The organism is Candidatus Acididesulfobacter guangdongensis, from assembly GCA_004195045.1.
Taxonomy (GTDB): domain Bacteria; phylum SZUA-79; class SZUA-79; order Acidulodesulfobacterales; family Acidulodesulfobacteraceae; genus Acididesulfobacter; species Acididesulfobacter guangdongensis.
Map to the genome: position 1 here is coordinate 230,350 of SGBC01000003.1, position 20,176 is coordinate 250,525.

General features: G+C 31.7%; 16 protein-coding genes and 1 tRNA gene. 15 read left to right on the top strand and 2 right to left on the bottom strand.

Annotated features, from left to right (window positions below):
* Positions 1-13: 13 nt before the first annotated feature.
* The 12 genes from EVJ46_07425 to EVJ46_07480 all read left to right on the top strand — a co-directional run bounded on the left by EVJ46_07425 (position 14) and on the right by EVJ46_07480 (position 12,033).
* Positions 14-361 carry a hypothetical protein gene (locus tag EVJ46_07425; protein RZD16017.1) on the top strand — a complete coding sequence of 116 codons (348 nt, stop codon included), beginning with the start codon at positions 14-16 and terminating at the stop codon, positions 359-361.
* A gap of 488 nt (positions 362-849) precedes the next feature.
* Positions 850-1,377, top strand: a complete 528-nt coding sequence (locus tag EVJ46_07430) for a hypothetical protein (GenBank protein RZD16018.1) — start codon at positions 850-852, stop codon at positions 1,375-1,377.
* A 53-nt stretch (positions 1,378-1,430) separates the two neighbouring features.
* Positions 1,431-2,354: a tetratricopeptide repeat protein gene (locus EVJ46_07435; protein RZD16019.1), complete on the top strand. Its 924-nt coding sequence runs from the start codon at positions 1,431-1,433 to the stop codon at positions 2,352-2,354.
* Between the two features lie 242 nt (positions 2,355-2,596).
* Entirely contained in the window at positions 2,597-2,992 is a 396-nt protein-coding gene (locus EVJ46_07440) for a hypothetical protein (protein ID RZD16020.1), read from the top strand.
* 1,081 nt (positions 2,993-4,073) lie between these two features.
* The gene (locus EVJ46_07445) at positions 4,074-4,994 is read left to right on the top strand and encodes a hypothetical protein (GenBank protein RZD16021.1); all 921 of its coding nucleotides are present in this window, start codon (positions 4,074-4,076) and stop codon (positions 4,992-4,994) included.
* The gene (locus EVJ46_07450) at positions 4,991-5,431 is read left to right on the top strand and encodes a hypothetical protein (GenBank protein ID RZD16022.1); all 441 of its coding nucleotides are present in this window, start codon (positions 4,991-4,993) and stop codon (positions 5,429-5,431) included. Before EVJ46_07445 ends, EVJ46_07450 begins: the two co-directional genes overlap by 4 nt.
* A gap of 50 nt (positions 5,432-5,481) precedes the next feature.
* Positions 5,482-5,760: a DNA-binding protein gene (locus tag EVJ46_07455; protein ID RZD16023.1), complete on the top strand. Its 279-nt coding sequence runs from the start codon at positions 5,482-5,484 to the stop codon at positions 5,758-5,760.
* An 18-nt stretch (positions 5,761-5,778) separates the two neighbouring features.
* Positions 5,779-6,756 (top strand): RepB family plasmid replication initiator protein, encoded by a 978-nt coding sequence (locus EVJ46_07460; GenBank protein RZD16024.1) that lies wholly within the window; start codon positions 5,779-5,781, stop codon positions 6,754-6,756.
* A 247-nt stretch (positions 6,757-7,003) separates the two neighbouring features.
* Positions 7,004-7,876: a hypothetical protein gene (locus EVJ46_07465; GenBank protein RZD16025.1), complete on the top strand. Its 873-nt coding sequence runs from the start codon at positions 7,004-7,006 to the stop codon at positions 7,874-7,876.
* 352 nt (positions 7,877-8,228) lie between these two features.
* Entirely contained in the window at positions 8,229-8,987 is a 759-nt protein-coding gene (locus EVJ46_07470) for a site-specific DNA-methyltransferase (GenBank protein RZD16236.1), read from the top strand.
* Entirely contained in the window at positions 8,980-9,774 is a 795-nt protein-coding gene (locus tag EVJ46_07475) for an MvaI/BcnI restriction endonuclease family protein (GenBank protein ID RZD16026.1), read from the top strand. Before EVJ46_07470 ends, EVJ46_07475 begins: the two co-directional genes overlap by 8 nt.
* An 84-nt stretch (positions 9,775-9,858) precedes the next feature.
* The gene (locus tag EVJ46_07480) at positions 9,859-12,033 is read left to right on the top strand and encodes a hypothetical protein (GenBank protein ID RZD16027.1); all 2,175 of its coding nucleotides are present in this window, start codon (positions 9,859-9,861) and stop codon (positions 12,031-12,033) included.
* Between the two features lie 197 nt (positions 12,034-12,230).
* Here the strand turns inward: EVJ46_07480 and EVJ46_07485 are convergent, their stop codons facing one another.
* Positions 12,231-13,277 (bottom strand): site-specific integrase, encoded by a 1,047-nt coding sequence (locus tag EVJ46_07485; GenBank protein RZD16028.1) that lies wholly within the window; start codon positions 13,275-13,277, stop codon positions 12,231-12,233.
* Between the two features lie 131 nt (positions 13,278-13,408).
* Positions 13,409-13,484 (bottom strand) — tRNA-Ala (locus EVJ46_07490).
* 495 nt (positions 13,485-13,979) lie between these two features.
* Here EVJ46_07490 and hypD point away from each other — a divergent pair.
* The 3 genes from hypD (at position 13,980) to EVJ46_07505 (ending at position 20,008) form a co-directional block, all read left to right on the top strand.
* Complete coding sequence (hypD, locus tag EVJ46_07495) at positions 13,980-15,101, top strand: hydrogenase formation protein HypD (GenBank protein ID RZD16029.1); 1,122 nt, start codon at positions 13,980-13,982, stop codon at positions 15,099-15,101.
* A gap of 458 nt (positions 15,102-15,559) precedes the next feature.
* Entirely contained in the window at positions 15,560-16,579 is a 1,020-nt protein-coding gene (gene hypE / locus EVJ46_07500; GenBank protein ID RZD16030.1) for a hydrogenase expression/formation protein HypE, read from the top strand.
* A 474-nt stretch (positions 16,580-17,053) separates the two neighbouring features.
* Positions 17,054-20,008, top strand: coding sequence for a carbamoyltransferase HypF (locus EVJ46_07505; GenBank protein RZD16031.1), 2,955 nt, complete (start codon positions 17,054-17,056; stop codon positions 20,006-20,008).
* Positions 20,009-20,176: the final 168 nt, after the last annotated feature.

Genomic DNA, 20,176 nt, shown 5'->3' on the forward strand with positions numbered 1-20,176 from the left:
TTAAAATAACCGTATGAAATGTAAAATTGAAAATTGTGATAAAGAAATATTAGCAAGCGGATATTGCTCTATGCACTATGCCAGAAATCGCCGGACAGGTGATCCTAATATAATACAAAAACGCGGAAGGAAGAAAAATAAATTTAGAGAATTTACATTGCAATCTTTTTCAGATAAGTCTAAAAGAACGGTTGATAAATTATTAAGATTTTATAGAATTGCTTCTGAAATCGGTATTTCTGAATCGGAAAAAGAAAAATTAACGAAGCAAGCGGTTCGTTCAAACGGAACGTTTAGCTTTGAAAAACTTAATCAAATAGCAGACTTATTATTAATTAAATCTTGGATTAAGAAAGATTAATGGTTTTCTATCTACCCATTCCCGATTTCTTGGGGGTATAAGTGGGTAGCTTTGTCGCCAAAGCGAACCCCCCTTAATAATGCACTTAAAAGTTTTTGCGCCGTAGTCCCGCTCTTTTTTCGCCGGAGTTATTAAGCCGTAGGCGTGATAACGGAGTAAGAAAAAACAGGGACGAAGCAAGCAAAAACCACCCTAAAATGACACTCTGCATGACACTATAAGCAAATTTTGCCGGATACGGCAAGTGTAGGTTCTGTTTGTATTTGACGGGTTTTTTAGTCAAATACAAACAGAACCGTATAAGATAAAATAAAAAATATTTTAAAAAAAGTTCTTGACATTTCTGGGGGGGGGGTGCTTTAATTTACGTAGGTTAAATTAAAATATTATAAACATAATTTATTTATTATTTAATTTATTAATCAAAAATCAGACTGGCATACGAGCATACCATAGCTGACTTTAAATAAAAATAGCGGTTAATATTAATGGCGAATAAATCAAAATTAAAAATATTTATATTTATCTTTATCCTTTTTTCCGCAAATACAGCATACGCCTTTGGCATTCTGAATCCGCCATATAACCAGTCAGATTCAAACTTCAATAAACTTGCTATGCGGGTTTACAACTCAAACAGTCCTTATATTTACACACATGGAGCTTATAACTATGATGCTATACCTATTACGACTACTATGTCCGGCTGCAAGCTAATAAGCATAATAAGGCGAACGCAGGGCTTTCCTAAACCGGCATACTGGGCGATTGAAAATTATAAGATATGTGGCGGCAATATTGCGGAAGTTAAAAATACCAATATGGCAGGTTGGAATAATTTGCCGAGGGGAATAAAGCCGGTTATAAAGAATACTATAGTTCAAGCCCGTCAATTCGGCAAAGCAAGTGCTAATTATTACGGATATAGGATTATCGCAAATACTGGAGCTTATATAGGAACTGTATTCGTGTATGTGCTAAATGGAATAAAGTTAGAAGCCGCAATGAAGTTTTAGGATAATTAAATTAAAAATTATTAAAAATAGTAATAATATAAAAAGGAGTGATTATGATTAAAAAAATTTTACTATTTGCCGTATTCCTTATGTTTATTTTTGTTGTTAAGTCTTACGCTTCACGTAATTCTATTACTCAATGTTTTAATCATCTTAGAGGACAGTCTTATAGAACTGCAAAAAGATATGGGCTCAGAGCTGTAAAAAAACATTCTCATAGTTTTCATGCTCATTTATGTTTAGGGGAGGCTTATTATAAACTTGGAATTTATCCACCCGCAATTAACTCTTTTAAAAAAGCTATTTCTTTTACAAACAAAAAAAATAGATTAATGATTGTTTATAACTGGATAGGCAGGATATATTCTAATATTGGAGATAAAAAAAATGCACTCTTATATTATAATAGGTCGCTTACGCTTGAAAGAAAACTCAAAAATGTAAACAATGAAAGTGCTAATTTAAATAATAAAATAGCTGTTACATATCGTAAAAAAGATAATTATCAAAAAGCGCTTTATTATGATGAAAAATCTTTAGCCTTAGCAAGAACCAAAAAAGACAAAGCTAATTCATATGGCAATATAGGTACGGACTATTTTGATATGAATAATTATATTGAAACTATAAAATTTATTAAAAAGGCGTTAATTTTGGACGAAAATATAGACAATCATTATGAAACTGGTGAATATTTTTTAAAGCTTGGAAGTGCATATACATACATAAACAACTATTCTAAAGCCAAAAATTATATAATTAAAGGTATAAATATAGAAAAAAGGATTGGCAATAAATTGATGATAGGTGCTGGACACCTTTTTTTAGGATTCCGTTATCTAAAGAAAGGGAACAACTTAAATAATGCGATGATATCTTTTGAAAAAGCTTACAAGTTTTTTAAAGAAGCGGGTGCCAATAAGGACGCGTCTTCTTGCCTTAATATAGTAAACAAAATAAAAAAAAAATTATATTAAACAAAAAAATTATATTTTGATTTGAAGGCGGTTAGCGAATATGATTTAGCAAATAAAGGCAATAATTAATTAGTTTTATTTTACCCCCCGCTCTCGCTACTATGTGCGAGTGGGGGGTAAATGATATAAAGATATAAAGTCACATTTATTTCCTCCATATTGCGACGTTAAATTATTTTTTAGATGACGCATGCATTAACAGGCTACTACTTTGTTTAATCTAATTTATTAAAAGAGAAAAAATGAAAAAAATCTTATTAATTATTTTTGCTTTATCTATTATTTTAAGTCCCGCTTTAGGTTATGCAAAAAAAACAATGAACGGACCGATAGAAATTTATGGCCGCACTACCTTAAGAGATGTTCATGTAATTTCAAATTCGTACGGATTCATAGTGCACGGCAAATTGATTTTAATCGATTCTAAGATTTCTGCTCCGGTGGGAGCAAAGGTTTACGGCTTCGGGTCTGTTTATTTGCAAAACGATTATTTTAATTGCGAACTTGGAGTTAAATATGCGCAAGCTCCCATAGGCGATGTTATGATTAACAACACATTTACCGGCAGGATTTCCAATGCATCGGATTTTTCTTCGAGAATGCCTGGGACGGGCTCGCCGTTTCCTTTTATGCCTTAACGAATAGAAATGCAAAAATATTGTCAAAAATAAAGATATCTTATTTATTTATTCTCCTACTCCCGCATGATTTAGCGGGGTAGGATTTTTATTTTAGAGTTAAGCAAACGTTAAAAATGAAAAATATTTTAATTTATTTTAATTTTCCTCTTGACAACTTTTAAATATCTGGTATCCTATAAATATATCTATGATTTTTTCTCAATTTTTATCGCTCTCTGAGCTGAAAAAAAAATTGACTACCGGCAATGCACATAATTTTTTGGGATTATGTTTATTAAATTTTATTTAATAATTAGCTAACAGCCGGAAAATTTAACCAAAAAAGCACAATAAGCCTTTGGATCCAAACCCAAAGAAACTTTGACTTTTTCTCTCGGAACATTTAAAGTCTATTGAAATTTAAGTTAAATAATTAAGCCAGTTTCATTTCAGGGATTATTTAACTTCACTAATTATGCGATAGCTTTATTCTTTATTTTTTATCGCATACTACTATAATATTTTATTATTTATTTATTAATTGCACTGCAAAAGCAGAAACGAGCAAGATAAAAAAATTAATAAAATATATCTTTTAAAAAAATCCTTTAAATTAAATTTAAACTTATTTTTATTGCCTGTTTCAGGTGTAGGAATACTTTTATTTTTCTTGGATTATCGCTTTTTGCGGTTTGCTTCATGTCGCCGCCTACTCGCAAATCTCACAACTTTTATATTGCCACACCTCCCGCAAGCTACGCTTGCGCTTGAGAAAGATTTGCATCCTAACGCCCGTGCTACATCCGGGAAAATCGAGATTCAAAACATATCATATATAGTAAAACTGCATTACCCAGTTAATGCGGTCATTCCTTAGTTTCACAATCCCATTTTTTTTCTGTTAAAGCTCTCATGGGCTTTTTTTAATTTGTGCTGCTTCACCTATGCGCCGTTTATGCGCTCATTTCTCAGAGTTGAGAAAAAATAAACAAAAGGACAACGACCTTTTAAAAAAATGTTCCGTCTTAACTTTTTTCCGAAGAGTATCTCGGAAAATGACGCTATAGTCTTGTCTAAAACTTAAATTTGGAGGTTTAAAATGAGAGGAACGGTATCTTGGCAAGTTACGGAAATTTTCAAGGAAATAAAATATATAGGAGAGTCTAAACATTCTGCTAAAGAATCTGCCCGCCTTTCAGGCGCGCACGGTTCTCACGAAATCGCCGAAAAAACAGGAATATACGGAATAACGACTATGGATAATTATCGTGATTCCGTAGCCGGATTTGCTAATTGGGCAAAGGAAAATTTTGGATTAAAAGACCTTACAAAAACAGAAAGCAAGCACGTTATAAGCTATCTTGAAAGCAGGATAAAAGCAGATGTGGCGCATAAAACATTTCAGCTCGACAAAGCCTCATTAAATAAATTTGAAACAGCCCTGAATGCTTATTCTAAGTCGCATAATTTAAACCGGACATATAATTTTGCCTTGAACGAAACCTTTAAATCAGAGCATAAATCTTTACAGCATGCAGACATTCGGGCTTACGACAAAGGAACCGTAGATAAACTTTTAAATAATATTCAGGACAAAGCAACAAGCCTTGCCGTCCGGTGCGCTTTGTCGGCAGGTTTAAGAAAATCTGAAATTCTTAAATTATCGGAAAGTAATTTAAAAGAAAATAATAAGATTGAAATTTTGGGCGGAAAAGGAGGCAAAGACAGGGTTGTATCTATGATACACGATAAGTCTTTAATTTCAGATATTAAAGCATTTTTGAAAGAAAATAGTTTATCGAAATTCGGGGACGCCGTTTCCGGCTCAAAAATAAATTATGAAATCAGGGCGGTTTTAGGCGATAGCGGGTCAATTCACGCTCTAAGACATAATTATGCGATTGATTGCATAAATACATTTGAAAAAGCCGGCTATTCGCGCGTTGAAGCCATTCACGCAACGAGCCTTGAACTCGGACATAACAGAAACGAAATAATCGAAGGGGTGTATTCAAAATGATAAACACGGAAAAATTGGAGAAAATCTTAAAAAAGAAAAAAGATAAAATCCCGGCGCTTTTGGAAGTCCTGCGCCTTACCGGCAAGCTCTGCATTATCGATGACGACGTCTTAGATAATGCCATCAATACGGCTATTGACAAGGTTTTAAATTTATTAAAATTGCAATCACAAAGCAAAAGGACTACCGGATATATCCTAACTGCCGGCGATTATAAAAGTTTGGGTATTTTTGAAAATCATCTTAAAAAACTCCGCCGAAAATCTAAAGAATCGCCGCGGCTGGAAAGTTTAATAAAGCTCATGCCTAAGCTTTATCTAATAAAACAGGAACGGAATTTGAATTTTGCAGAATTAAAAAAGTATGCAGAAAAAAAATACAAAATAAATTGCTCCCGAACGTATTTCTTAAAAATATACAAAAAAATTAATAATTAATTTTTCAGTATCTCAAAAAAAACCGTATATATAAAATATACGGAGAAAAAATGACAGAACTTAAATATCTAACTTTAAAAGAAACGGCGGAAATTATATCAGTCAGCCCGCGAACGCTCGCAAATTTGGCAACATCAGGTCAGATTACAGCCTATCGCCTTCCGTCCTCTTGCGGAAAAAAATCACGCTATCGGTTTAAATTATCGGACATTGAATCGTTTATGGACAGAAACAAACTATTGGCCGTAAATGTCATTACAAAAAATGTGTTTAAAAATAATAAAGCCCGAATAGATCTTGTAAAAGTTAAAAAGGCTTTATCTATATAAATTAAAGGTTGCTAAAAAATGAAAATAATAAATCTGATAGGAGAAGAAAAAAGAAACGAATTCGACGGATTAGATTACATCAGAGAAGATAACAAAAACTTGCTTGTTAAAAAAGACAACAAATTAGTTTTTACCAAATGCAATTTAAGCTTAGTTCAAATGAAAATTATTCTCGTATGTCTTGGATTTATTTTTAAAGACGACATATCATTTAAACCTTTACGACTGCCAGCTAAAAAATTTCTTAATATTATAGGCGTCGGCAAAGAAAATTCAAATTATTTAAACAAAGAATTTAAAGCAATTCTTTCCAAACCTATAGAGACCATAGAAGAAGACTGCTGGACGATTTATAGCTGGTTTACGAAAGCAAGCTGTAAAAAGGGCATTGTCGAAATAAGTCTAAATCCAGAACTTGACCCCTTATTATTAAATTTACGTAAAAATTTCACAGCATATCCTGTAAATCACATAATTCAAATGAACAGCAAATACAATATTAGATTATATGAAATTTTTACGTCGGTATTGGGCGGAAATTTAAATTTCCGCTGGCGCGTCGGAATAGATGAATTTAAAAAACTTTTAAGTATCGAAAATAAAAAATTTAAAGAAATTAACCAGATGATTTTAAATAAAATAAATATGACCGGAACCGATTTAGAAATAGAAGAAATTGGATTAATAAAACAATCCAAAAAGGTTGTAAAACTTGTATTCAATATAGTAAGAAAACAATCCAAAATTAGAAGCGATGTTAAAAAAATATTATTTGACGCAAAAAATAAAAGATTCGCTATCTCTGATAACCTAATTAAGCGCTACCAAGAAGAATACAAAGAAATCAACATCTACGAAGAAATCAAGAAAATGGAAAATTGGGCCGTAAGAAAAAGTGACTATAAAAATTTAACGCAAAAGGATTGGACGGAATTTATCGGAGAATGGCTGAAAAGAAAAGCATACGGGGGATATTTTGAAGACTTTTATTCTTAATTACATTATAAAACTTGCCTATAGACATTATAAAACTTGCCTATAGACATTAATTACATTATAAAACTTGCCTAAAGGCATTATAAAACTTGCTTTCGGCGCCAGATTCAGTAGTAAATTCAACACCTTGCCAATGCCTATAAAGTATTAAATCAAAAGTAGAATAAAGTATAAGGATTAAATAGAAGGTACGGCAAAAATAGTATTGTCACACCCCCCAAATACAAAGGCGGAGAAAAAAAATCTTATGAAAATGGAAAAATCAACTCAACAACTAAATTTGTATCCGCCGGAAACGCGGTTTATTATTAAAATGAAAAACTTCTCGACCGGCGATGTTAAAATTCTTAATGATATTAACTTATCCGAATATGAAAAATCTTTAAAATATCTTAAATATTTAAACGCAAACGGCTATAACGTCTTTCTCTCCGCCTGTAAGGCGGGGGGCGTGTATATATTACTTGATGATATTAAAAAGCCGGCTATAGATAAATTATTCACGGACGGTTTTGAACCGTTTTATTTTTTACAGACAAGTCCTGATAATTTTCAGGCTATTATAAAGTTATCGGATAGCCCGCTTGATAAGGATATACAAACTTTTGCAAGCAAACAGCTTGCTGAAACATACAACGCCGATCCAAACTCTGCGGATATTGGTCATTTTTTTAGATTGGCGGGATTTACAAACCGAAAGCAGAAATACAGCAAGAACGGACTATTCCCGTTCGTAAAACTCTATGCTGGAACCGGCAATACATGCACTAAAGGCGAATCCTACGTCGAAAGAATTTTAACCGGCATAGATAACGGTTTTATCGAATTGTTGCCTAAAAAGCATATAACCACGCCCCCCGCTAAGCTGGGAGAAAGAAAAACGCTTGTTTCGGGGTGCGGCGCATATATTGAAAAGGTCTATAAAAGTGGAAATAAAGACGGAGATTTATCGGCTTTGGATTTTAAGGCGGCACGATATGCTTTGAGAAAAGGTTTTAAACCAGACGATGTAATTAATGCTATTAAATTATTCAGTCCTAAACTTGAAAGCAGAAAAAGTGGACATATTGACGATTATATTAGTAGAACCGTAAAAAATGCTTTGTATAATGCGATTTAAGGCTCGGAAAAAGACAAACAGGTATAAAAACCATTAACCTTTTTATTTCTTGCCCCAAACATCGTCAACGGCTTTTTTCAGCGTCTCCGGCACTAAATAGCTATACCCATAAACGACATATTTTTCTGCTGAAAACGACATGCTTTTTCAATACGCGCAGAAAAATATGTCGTTTATATGTCATCTTAGCCGTTCTATTCCCTGATGTATCCTCTATAAAACAGATAACATTCTTTTGGAAATAATATATAAATCCTTGCATAATTGCCGACAATTGGTATAATATTAAAAATATATCAGGATTCTTCATCTTATGTTTTTAATATTAAATATTTTTAAATTTTATAAAAATATGGAATTCCCGACGGATTTTATAAATAAGATTATATGCGGAGATACTATCGATGTAATGAAACAAATCCCCGATAAGTCCATTGATTTAGTTATTACATCACCGCCTTATAATTTAAAGAACTCTACCGGCAACGGTATGAAAAATAGCAAAACCGGAAAATGGGCAAATGCTGCCCTGCAAAAAGGATATTCGCACCATGACGACTGTATGCCTCACGATAAATACGTAAAATGGCAAAGAAATTGTCTAACGCAGATGATGAGAATATTATCCGAAGACGGCGCGATTTTTTATAATCATAAATGGCGGGTGCAAGCCGGACTTTTACAGGATAGACAAGATATAGTTAGCGGCTTTCCAGTCCGGCAAATTATTATCTGGAAAAGAAAAGGGGGATTTAATTTTAACCCCGGTTATTTCTTGCCGACTTATGAAGTTATTTATTTAATAGCTAAGCCTAAATTCAAACTATCTAAAAAAGCAAATGCTTATGGCGATGTCTGGGAATTCACTCAAGAAATGAAAAACTATCACCCTGCCGCTTTTCCTATTAGTCTAATTGACAGGATAGTTTCATCGACTAACGCAAAAACTATCTTGGATCCTTTTATGGGTTCGGGAACGACCGCAATTTCGGCAATAAATTTTGATAGGAACTATATAGGGATTGATAATTCCCCCGAATACTGCAATATGGCCGAAGAACGAATTAAATCATATCTGCGACAAGGAAAATTATTATTTAATTATGATTGAACCTATAATTTATACAAAGCCGAAATTAATCGAAAAATTAAAAGAAATTTCTGCATCGGGATGGATCCAGAATGCCAGAAAAGGTAATCACGGCGGAATCGGCAATACGTTAGAAGACTTGCTTGGTATTAAAGAAAACAATTTGCCTATACCGAATGCGGCGGAATGGGAATTAAAATCTCAACGCATTAACTCATCATCCTTAACCACTTTGTTTCATATTGAACCTTCACCGCGTGCAATTCGTTTTGTTCCTCAAATTTTATTGCCAAAATACGGTTGGGCGCATGGAGAATCTGGCAAAAAATATCCTGAGGGCGAAATGAGTTTTCGGCAGACTATCCATGGGCTATCTCGAAGCGATCGCGGTTTTATGGTTGTTATTGACAGGAAGGAAAGAAAAGTTTTAATTTCTTTTGATTCAAAAGCCGTTGATGCAAGACATTCCGAATGGTTAAAATCGGTAGAGGATAGGATTGGATTAGAAGAATTAGAACCGCAACCATATTGGGGTTTTGATGATTTAGAACATAAAGCAGGAACTAAACTACTAAATTGTTTTTATGTGCAAGCGGAAGTTAAAACTGATAAGAAAAAAGAGTTTTATTGGTATTCAAAGGTTATGATGTTAGAAAAATTCAATTTTGAAGGATTTTTAAACCAAATCGAAAATGCGAACGTTTTAGTAGATTTCGATGCCCGTACGGGACATAATCACGGAACTAAATTCAGGATGAGACAAGACAAATTGCCTTTGTTATATAAAAAAACAACGGTAATTATTTAAGTTAGGATATTACCGTTTTGAATTGTTTTTAATTAAAAATTAAACTAGTGTTCGATTAAACGCAATGCGCAGTAAAGTAATGTTATGGAAAAAATACAGCTAAAACTAAAAAATTGCTATGGAATTAAGAAGTTAGAAAAAGAATTTGATTTTTCGGGTGACAACACATCGCATCACAATACATACGCAATTTATGCTCCAAACGGGGTCATGAAAACTTCATTTGCAAAAACGTTCCAAGACTTGAGTTTCGGATCAAATTCAGAGGATATAGTATTTCCTGAAAGAGAAACAATTCGTGAAATCAAGAAAGAAGATGGAAGCGATTTGGTTAAAGAGGAAATTTTTGTTATAGAAGCATATAATGAGGCGTTTACATCAGAAAAAATGTCCACTCTTTTAGTAAATAAGGAATTGAAAAATAAATATGACAAAATTTATTTAGGAATTGACGAAGAAAAAGAAAGGTTGCTGAGAGAATTAAAAAATTTATCAGGACTTAGGAACAATATAGAGAAAGAAATTTCTAAAACTTTTACAAGTGAAGACAATAGACTGTTTGATTCTCTCGGAAGAGTAGAAAAAGAAGTTATGGACTATTCAGAGCCTATATATTCTGAGATTAGTTATAAAGAAATTTTTAATGAAAAGGTTTTAAATTTTTTAAACACTAAGGATTTTAAAGAAAAAATTAAACGGTATATTGAAAAATATGATGAATTAATTATTGATTCAAAATATTTTAAAAAAGGTGTTTTTAATCATAATAATGCGTCAGCTATCGCAAAAAGTCTAATGGATAATGGATTTTTTGAAGCAAAGCATTCAGTTTCTTTAAATACAAAAGAAAGTAAGAACGAAATTCACACCAAAGAAGAACTTGAAAAAGTCATAGATGAAGAAAAAACCGCCATTTTAACTAACCCTGATTTAGTGAAAGTTTTTGATGAGTTAGACGGCAAACTAAAAGCAAATAAAGAGCTACGCGACTTTAGAGATTATTTATTAAATAACCTTAAAATTCTGCCAGAGTTAAAAAATCTTGATAACTTCAGGCAAAAATTGTGGGTATCATATTTCAAAAGCCAAAAAAGCCTATATGAGAATTTCTTGAAAGTGTATAACGATGGAAAAAGTGGGTTAGATAAGATAATAGAACAAGCTAAAATAGAGGAAACGCAATGGAGAAGTGTAATAGATATCTTTAATAAAAGGTTTTTTGTCCCATTTATGCTTACTATGAGAAATCAGGATGATGTTATTTTAAAAAGAGATGTCCCCAGTATTGGCTTCGTATTTAAAGACTCAATCAGTGAAACTTCCATAGAGAAATCAGAGCTACTCCAAGTATTAAGTAACGGAGAGAAGCGAGCTTTATATATTTTAAATATAATTTTTGAAGTTAGAGCAAGAAAGGATGGAAATCTGGAGACACTATTTATTGTTGATGATATAGCAGATTCTTTCGATTATAAAAACAAATATGCAATCATTGAATATTTGAAAGACATTTCAGAAGAAACAAATTTTAAGCAGATAATTCTGACCCATAATTTTGACTTTTTCAGGACTGTTCAAAGCAGGTTTGTTCCATATGATAATTGTTTAATGGTTGAAAAGACGGCTGAAGAAATAAAAATTACAAAAGCAGAGTATATAAAAAATCCATTTAAACACTGGATGGAGCATTTAGATGATGATAAAAAACTTATAGCGTCAATTCCGTTTGTAAGAAATCTTATTGAATACACTAAAGGCGATGCTGATCCTGATTATTTGAAATTAACATCACTGCTACACGCTAAATCAGATTCTGACTCCGTTCTTAAAAGTGATCTGAAAAATATTTACCGTAATGTCTTTCCTAATCTAAAGTCAACTAAGTTAATTTTGACAAATGAGAGCGAAAATATTACAGAACTTATTTTTAATATATCAGATGCCTGTTTAATAGCGCCTGAAAGTATAAATTTAGAAAATAAAGTTGTTCTCGCTATTGCCATCAGGCTAAGAGCAGAAAAGTTTATGTTAGACAAGATAAATGGCAAAAGCGAAGCAGCAGAAAATCAAACGAGGAAGCTTTTTGAGAGATTTAAGGTTAAATTTCGCACTGAACAAGAGAATATCAAAATACTAGAACGAGTGATCCTTATGACCCCAGAAAATATTCATTTTAATTCATTTATGTATGAACCAATTTTAGATATGTCTGATGAACATTTGAAAACATTATATTGCGATATAAAAAAATTGAAATAAAAAATTGTTAGACCACACTATCCCTTCAAAGGAATAAAAATTGATAAAGACAGAAAAATTTTAGCTAAGACCGAACCGAAAGCACATTCTTATAAAAATAGAAAGGTAAATGCCCTTTTGGTGGAAGTCATTGCTATAATAACGAAAGAGTATTTTTTAAAAAACTAATTAAATGCAAGGCAATATAAAAACACCAATTATTTCTTCCCCCAAACGTCGTCAACGGCTTTTTTCAAGGTCTCCGGCACTAAATGGCTATACCTTTTCGTCATCTGGGTTGTCCGGTGTCCTAACAGCTCCCCCGTAATATAAAGGCTCGTCCCGTTCTTTACCATTTTACTTGCGAATACGTGCCTTAAATCGTGGATATGCATATCTTTAATTCCGGCGTTTTTGCAGGCGGTTATAAAAGACTTTCTAAAATTGCCGATTTTAACTCCATTTTTGTTAAAGACATACGAACAGTCGTCTTTCTTTTCAATGCCGGTTAAAAGCTCTTTTAAGGGCTTTGATATAGGAATATATCTGTCGTATTTAGTTTTAGTAGCTTTAATTGCGATAATGTTATTTTGAAGATCAACATTGTCCCATTTTAAGTTTAATGCTTCGCCTTTACGACAACCGGTGTAAATTAAAAAGGTTATTAAATCTCTTGTAAGTTTATTAGTAGCGCCGGCGATGAGCTTGTCGATATCAGAGTCGGATAAAGTTTTAAGGCGGGATAATTCGTTAAGTTTTTTAATGCCGGTTGCGGGGTTCTTTTCAAGATAACCTTTTTTAATGCAGAAAGCAAAGAAATTGTATAATGTAGCAATTTCAATATTGATAAGCCGGTATGATATTTCCGAGTCCCTTTTGTCTTTGTTTTTTGGTAATGACATTGTTTCAATTTTACGCTTTAGCTGATAGGTTTCTATGAAATCCGTCGTTATAATTTTTATAGACTTGTCTGTAAATACCGGCAAAAAGTGCTTTGCAACGTGTTGCCTTAATTTTACCGTTTCTATGCTTACCGCTTGCGATTTTAAGTATTGTTCCCATAAATCCTGAAAAGTATAATTGTTGGCGTAATTAACGACTGTCGGCAAGTCATGCTTTTGCCTGAGTATATCGCTCTTTATCGTGCTGGCTATCTTTTCGGCAAGGTTTTTATCGGTCGTTTTGGTCGTTCCTTTGTATCGGACGCCGTCAATCATCATATCGTAATAGTAATATTTACCGCGCAGCCTGATATTCTCTGACATTTTTACTCTCCTTAAAAATGGGACAAATTTGGGACAATATTTTACTAAATTTGACCTTATTTTACCATTTTCAAGGATATTGTCAAGAGAAAGTATATTGCTTGAAAGTGCTTATTTACTGCGGTTTTAACTGGTGGAGCTGATCGGAGTCGAACCGACGACATCTTGCATGCCATGCAAGCACTCTGCCAACTGAGTTACAGCCCCATAAACGAAGTGCAGATAAAATATATTGGCAACACTAACTTAACTTACATTATAAATACCGCTAAGCAAAAATCAATTATATTATATCCGCAATCTTAAAACAAAAATGAGATATTATACTTTATTTACTTTATTTACTTTATTTACTTTATTTAATTTAATAATATATCTATAATAATAATGATAAATAATAATGATAGATGATATAATTATTAAAATATATATAATATAATAAATAAAATACTATATAAATAACAGCAAGTATATTTAATAAAATTTAGTAAATATATTCTATAATTTATAGTAAATAGCATACAAATGTCAAGTGTTTTTTTATTTAAGATAAAATAGCATAGAATACAATGAGATAAAATTATACAGATAGAATGGAATTACATAAAATTACATAAAAATAAAATAAAATTAAATTCAGTAAAATAATTAATCTAAATTAAGACGTTACTGAATACTATTGTTAAATTTTCACTTTTTACTATGTTTGATATTTATAACGATTTTAAAGAAAAAGAAAACGTATTAAAATTGGTTTCACTTATAGACGAAGAGGTAGGCAGTTATAACAGAAAATTTAAAATAATGGAAGTGTGCGGCGGACATACACATTCTATTATGAAATACGGCCTTAATAAAATGCTTAGCCGCAGCGTAGATTTTATACACGGACCCGGATGTCCGGTCTGTGTGATGCCTGTCTCCAGAATTGATATTGCAATATACTTGAGTAGATTAGAAAACGTCATATTAACAACGTATGGCGATATGATGCGTGTTCCAGGCAGCAAAAGTTCGCTTATTAAAGAAAGGGGAAACGGCGCAGATATAAGAATGGTCTATTCGCCTTTAGATATTATTAAATTAGCTCAAGAAAATAAAAATAAAAAAATAATTTTTTACGCTATAGGATTTGAAACAACAGCTCCTATGACGGCAGCTTTAATAGAACAGATTAAAGCGCACGGCATTAAAAATATTTATTTTTATATAAACCATGTTTTAGTACCTCCGCCTATTGAAGCAATTCTCGATTTATGCGATTCCGAAATAGACGGTTTTGTGGGCCCAGGTCATGTCAGTGTTATAACGGGTGTCGAAATATATAACAATATTGCTGTTAAATATAAAAAACCTGTTGTAGTTTCTGGATTTGAACCGTTTGATATTCTCATGTCTGTATTAATGATTGCAAAACAAATAAATAGAAGATTTTCGAAAATTGAAATAGGATATACGCGCGCTGTTAAACAAAATGGCAATAAAAAAGCTCAGGAACTTGTTAATAAATATTTTGAAATCAGAGATAGTTTTGAATGGAGAGGATTAGGCTATATTCCTAAAAGTGCCTTAAAATTAAAAGAAGAATTTAAAGATATTGATGCAGAAAGTTTATTTAGGGATTATATTTTTGATAATCTTGCTAACAATAAAGTAGTTGAGAATCAAGTTTGCAAATGTGGCGATATATTAAAAGGCAAACTCAAACCTAATGAATGTCCGCTTTTCAAAAAATTATGCACCCCGGATAATCCTATAGGAGCGTGTATGGTGTCGCATGAAGGAGCGTGCGCTGCTTATTTTAAATATTTTGATGATTTCTAATCAATGGGTATTTGCCTATTGTATTTATTATAATATTTATTAAAGTTATTATAGTTATATACTATATCAGATATCTATATCAGGTGTTATATATTATTTATTATATCAGATTAGGATCAGCCGATATATAAATTATACGAACCGCATTAAACAGTAAATATGAATCTCCTATATTAAATAAAAATAATGATTCGATAATAATTAAATAATAATAGTAATAAACAACAACAATAATAATATAATAAACAATAATCATAATAATAAATAATAATAATGAACAACAACAATAGCAATAAACAACAATAATAAACAATAATGAACAACAACAATAGCAATAAACAACAATAATAAACAATAATGAACAACAACAATAGCAATAAACAACAATAATAAACAATAATGGACAACAACAATAGCAATAAACAACAATAATAAATAATAATGATTCAATAATAATAATGAACAATAATAATTTTGAGAAAATTCTTATTTCACACGGCGGCGGCGGAAAAGAAACATCTGAATTAATAAAAGATATATTATTTAAGCACATTTCAAACGATATATTACTGAAAATGGAAGATGCTGCTATTATATCGTCAAACGGTTCAAAAAAAATTGCCTTTACAACAGATAGTTTTACTGTTACACCTTTATTTTTTAATGGAGGTGATATAGGTAAGTTGTCTGTTGCCGGAACGGTAAACGATTTATCCGTTATGGGTGCGAAGCCGCTATTTTTAAGTTTAAGTTTAATTATAGAAGAGGGGTTTTTAATAAGCGATCTGGAAAAAATTATTTTATCTATAAAAGATGAATTGAAAATGTCCGGCGCTAAAATTGTCACCGGAGATACAAAAGTTGTACCAAAAGGCAAGGTAGACGGTATTTTTATAAATACATCAGGGATAGGCGAAGTAATTTATGAAAATTTATCTGCCTCTAATATTGATAACGGCGATGTTATAATAGTTTCGGGAGAAATCGGCGACCACGGAGCCGCTATAATGTCTTTAAGGGAAGGGATAGATATCGACACCGGAATAAAAAGCGATTGTACAAGTTTGTGGAGTATGATAGATGATGTTTTGAAAAATGGATTTAATGTTAAGGCAATAAGGGACGCTACAAGAGGAGGATTAGCAGCAGTTCTTAATGAATGGGCTGAAAGCTCTAATGTCAATATTTTTATAGATGAGGAAACAATACCTGTTAAGGATAATGTCAGAGGATTTTGTGAATTCATAGGATTAGAGCCCTATCAATTTGCATGTGAAGGCAGGGTTGTTTTTGCAGTAAGCAATAACGATGCTGAAAAGCTGCTAAAAGTTCTCATATCTAATCCGTTAGGGGAAAAATCGCAAATAATAGGTCGTGCTTATCGCAATTTCAGTAAAAAAGTTATTATTAAAAATATCTATGGAATCTCAAGATTCTTGGATGTTCCATCGGGAGAGCTTCTTCCGCGTATCTGTTGAAATAATAATAAAAATAAAAAGATTTTGATTATCAATAATATAATAATCTAACAATCTAATAATCTAATTGTCAGTTATTAATGAATTTAGCTTTAAAGAGGGGTCAATTTTAAATGACGAAAAGGGTCAATTCTATTTTACGATTTACAGCATTATTGTATATATTTCTTGATATATATTCCTGACGCATTGTATTTATATGTATATCTGACGCATTATATTTTATATTTTATATTCTATATTTTTCATGTTATATCTGAACAGGGTATAATATAAAACGAAAAGTTTTAATTTTAATATTTTTTAATTTTTATTAACCCAACTTCACCATAATTATCAGCAACAGATTGATATTGCTATATTTATGGGGCAATAAAAATGTCTATGGGGACTACAAAATAAAAAATAAAATCTAATAATATCAATAGGTTATAATTTTAGAATAATGAAAGTGGTGAAGTTGGGTTAAATTAAATGATTAAACGGGTAGTAATAAATATAACTGGAATTGTCCAGGGTGTCGGATTTAGGCCTTTTATATATAGGCTTTCTCAAAAGTATTCTATAAACGGATATGTAATTAATAATATTTCCGGTGTCAAAATAGAAGCTGAAGCAGATGAGAAGAAATTAAACGATTTTATTAACGATATTTATGTCAAAAAACCTTCGCTGGCGGTAATTTATGACATTGATTATATTTATGAAGAGCCTTCGGGATTTAATAATTTTTCAATACTTGAATCAACGAATGGTATAGATGATGCAGTAAATGCAGATACTTATGAAGATAGAGATAAAAATAAAGTTGCAGGTTCAGGCGTATATTTAAATTTGGATATGAATCATTGCAATAATGAGTCGTCTTGCGGAACATATCTGAAACCTAATATTCAAAAGACAGTTCAACGCAGAAAAGCAGCTGTTTCGCCCGATGTTGCTACATGCGATAATTGTATATCGGAACTTTTAAACCCTGCAGACAGGAGATTTCTATACCCTTTTATAAATTGCACAGATTGCGGACCTAGATTTACTATAACAAAAAAATTGCCGTATGACAGAGCTAATACTACAATGAATCAGTTTGAAATGTGCAATGAATGTCAAGATGAATACGCAGACCCTTCCAACAGAAGATTTCATGCTCAACCCAATGCGTGTTTTAATTGCGGACCGGAAATTGGATTTATCGATAAAAACGGCAAACAATATTATAACGATATTTTTAATAAAGTTGCAACCCTGATAAAAAAAGGCGGTATAGTCGCCGTTAAAGGTATCGGGGGGTTTCATATAATGTGCGATGCCGCAAACGAGAATGCGGTGAATAGATTAAGGATAATAAAAAATCGCCCTGAAAAACCGTTTGCAGTTATGTTCAAAAACATTTCAGAGGTCTTAAAATATGCTGAGGCCACTGAATATGAAATTAATTTATTAAACTCAAAAGAAAGACCGATTGTGCTGCTTAAATATCACGGAGGTCTTGCAAAAAATATAAATTGCACCCTTACCGCTATAGGCGCATTTTTGCCTTATACCCCTATTCAGCATATAATTTTTTCAATTGTAAATATACCCATAATAGCAACATCTGGAAATATTTCAGATGAACCGATAATATCAGATGATGATGAAGCCTTGTTAAAATTGGGCTCGTCTGTAGACGGTCTATTGATTCACAAAAGACAGATATACCGAAAATGCGATGATTCAGTCATCAAAATAGTTGCCGTCAATAATTATGGCTACGGTAATAACTATAATAAAAATAATAACAATAATAAAAATAATAACTATAATAAAAATAATAACAATAATAACTATAATAACGGTAATAACTATAATAACAATAATAACGATAATAACAACAGTATTACAGATGACAAATTAAATATATTAAATATAACAGTAAGGCGCTCTCGCGGATTTGTTCCTGCTGCAATTAATGTTCCATGCAGACTAAAAAGAAATATAATTGCAGTCGGTTCAAATTTAAAGAATACGTTTGCTTACGGCATAAAAGACGATGATAAAATTATTTTAAGTCCGCATATAGGGGATTTAACAAATATAAATTCATACGATTACTTTTGCGAATGTATTAAAGAAACAATAAAATTTTATGATTTAAAACCTGATGCTATCGTCAGCGATATGCATCCGGGATATGAAAGTACGAAATTTGCAGAAGGATTTGCTAAGAAATTTGGCATTGCGCATATCAAACTTCAGCATCATAAAGCGCATATAATTTCTTGTATGGCAGAAAATTTATTATCTTTAAAACAAGATATTCTCGGAATTTCATGGGACGGAACAGGTTACGGAGAAGACCGGACAATATGGGGAGGGGAGTTTTTTGAGGGTAATTATTTAAATCTTGAACATATCGGAAATTTTAAAAAATTTAAACTCATAGGAAGCGAAATGGCTATTAAACAGCCGCAAAGAATTTTTTTAAGCCTTATATTTGAAATATTAGGCGAAAAAATTATTGATATGTACGGCAATAATGATAATATTAAAAAGGCAATAATTGAAGAGATTACAGGTTTTGCTTCAGAAGAAATTCGCAAATTATATCATATATGGAAAAATGATATTAATTCTCCTGAAACTTCATCTGTAGGAAGGTTATTTGATGCCGTAGCATGTATGTGCGGTTTTAAAGGGAAAATTACATATGAAGGGGAGGCTGCTATATATTTAGAAAATTTAGCGTTATCGTCATTAGAGCCGGTATCGGAGTATTCGAAGTATTTATCGGTTTCTGATTCAGGCGAAACAGGCGAATTTTTAGAAAATGAATATACTAAAAATAAAAAAAGCGGCGGGTATCAAGATAATTATAAATATAACTATAAGAAGTACAATTATAATAAGTACAATTATAAGTATAATTATAACATCGTCTATGCTAATGATACACTTACTGATAAAATTAATATTAAAAATACAGATACTGCTAATTTTATAATTGATTGGAGTCCTATAATTTTAAACATTTTTGATGAACTGATTGAATTAAAAAAAAAATCAAATAAAAATATTTTTGAATCATATAATAATAACAATAATACTAATACCTATCGCAATGGCAACAACAATAGTGATAGCAATGGCAACAGCAATAACAACAACAATGCTGACAGCAATGATAGTATTAGCAATAGTAACGCAAATTTAAATACTATAGCTTACAAATTTATAAATACTTTGGTTTCAATCATTATAGACGTATCATTACCAACCAAAAAAAAATATATTTGCTTATCTGGCGGAGTGTTTCAGAATAGCATGCTTACAGGTAAATTATATTATGAATTAAAAAAAAGGGGGCTGTCTGTTTTTATAAACCAAAAAGTTCCGATAAATGACGGAGGCATTTCATTAGGTCAAGCTTTCTATGGCGGCATCATATAAGCAGATTAATAAAATAGTCAGAATAAATTAGAACACGATAAAAATATACTTTTTTCACATAAAAGTAAATATTTTGAATGATATTAATAATAATAATGATGATTATGACAATGATGTGTTTGGAAAAGATTAGAACACGCAGTAAACTGTATGCCTTCAAATACGTAC

What these genes read in the sequence shown, in the direction of transcription:
- EVJ46_07425 (RZD16017.1), top strand. Translation starts at nt 14, where the DNA reads ATGAAATGTAAAATTGAAAATTGTGATAAAGAAATATTAGCAAGCGGA.
- EVJ46_07440 (RZD16020.1), top strand. Translation starts at nt 2,597, where the DNA reads ATGAAAAAAATCTTATTAATTATTTTTGCTTTATCTATTATTTTAAGT.
- EVJ46_07455 (RZD16023.1), top strand. Translation starts at nt 5,482, where the DNA reads ATGACAGAACTTAAATATCTAACTTTAAAAGAAACGGCGGAAATTATA.
- EVJ46_07465 (RZD16025.1), top strand. Translation starts at nt 7,004, where the DNA reads ATGAAAATGGAAAAATCAACTCAACAACTAAATTTGTATCCGCCGGAA.
- hypD (RZD16029.1), top strand. Translation starts at nt 13,980, where the DNA reads ATGTTTGATATTTATAACGATTTTAAAGAAAAAGAAAACGTATTAAAA.
- EVJ46_07450 (RZD16022.1), top strand. Translation starts at nt 4,991, where the DNA reads ATGATAAACACGGAAAAATTGGAGAAAATCTTAAAAAAGAAAAAAGAT.
- EVJ46_07485 (RZD16028.1), bottom strand. Translation starts at nt 13,277, where the DNA reads ATGTCAGAGAATATCAGGCTGCGCGGTAAATATTACTATTACGATATG.
- hypE (RZD16030.1), top strand. Translation starts at nt 15,560, where the DNA reads ATGAACAATAATAATTTTGAGAAAATTCTTATTTCACACGGCGGCGGC.
- EVJ46_07505 (RZD16031.1), top strand. Translation starts at nt 17,054, where the DNA reads ATGATTAAACGGGTAGTAATAAATATAACTGGAATTGTCCAGGGTGTC.
- EVJ46_07445 (RZD16021.1), top strand. Translation starts at nt 4,074, where the DNA reads ATGAGAGGAACGGTATCTTGGCAAGTTACGGAAATTTTCAAGGAAATA.
- EVJ46_07435 (RZD16019.1), top strand. Translation starts at nt 1,431, where the DNA reads ATGATTAAAAAAATTTTACTATTTGCCGTATTCCTTATGTTTATTTTT.
- EVJ46_07460 (RZD16024.1), top strand. Translation starts at nt 5,779, where the DNA reads ATGAAAATAATAAATCTGATAGGAGAAGAAAAAAGAAACGAATTCGAC.
- EVJ46_07480 (RZD16027.1), top strand. Translation starts at nt 9,859, where the DNA reads ATGGAAAAAATACAGCTAAAACTAAAAAATTGCTATGGAATTAAGAAG.
- EVJ46_07430 (RZD16018.1), top strand. Translation starts at nt 850, where the DNA reads ATGGCGAATAAATCAAAATTAAAAATATTTATATTTATCTTTATCCTT.
- EVJ46_07475 (RZD16026.1), top strand. Translation starts at nt 8,980, where the DNA reads ATGATTGAACCTATAATTTATACAAAGCCGAAATTAATCGAAAAATTA.
- EVJ46_07470 (RZD16236.1), top strand. Translation starts at nt 8,229, where the DNA reads ATGGAATTCCCGACGGATTTTATAAATAAGATTATATGCGGAGATACT.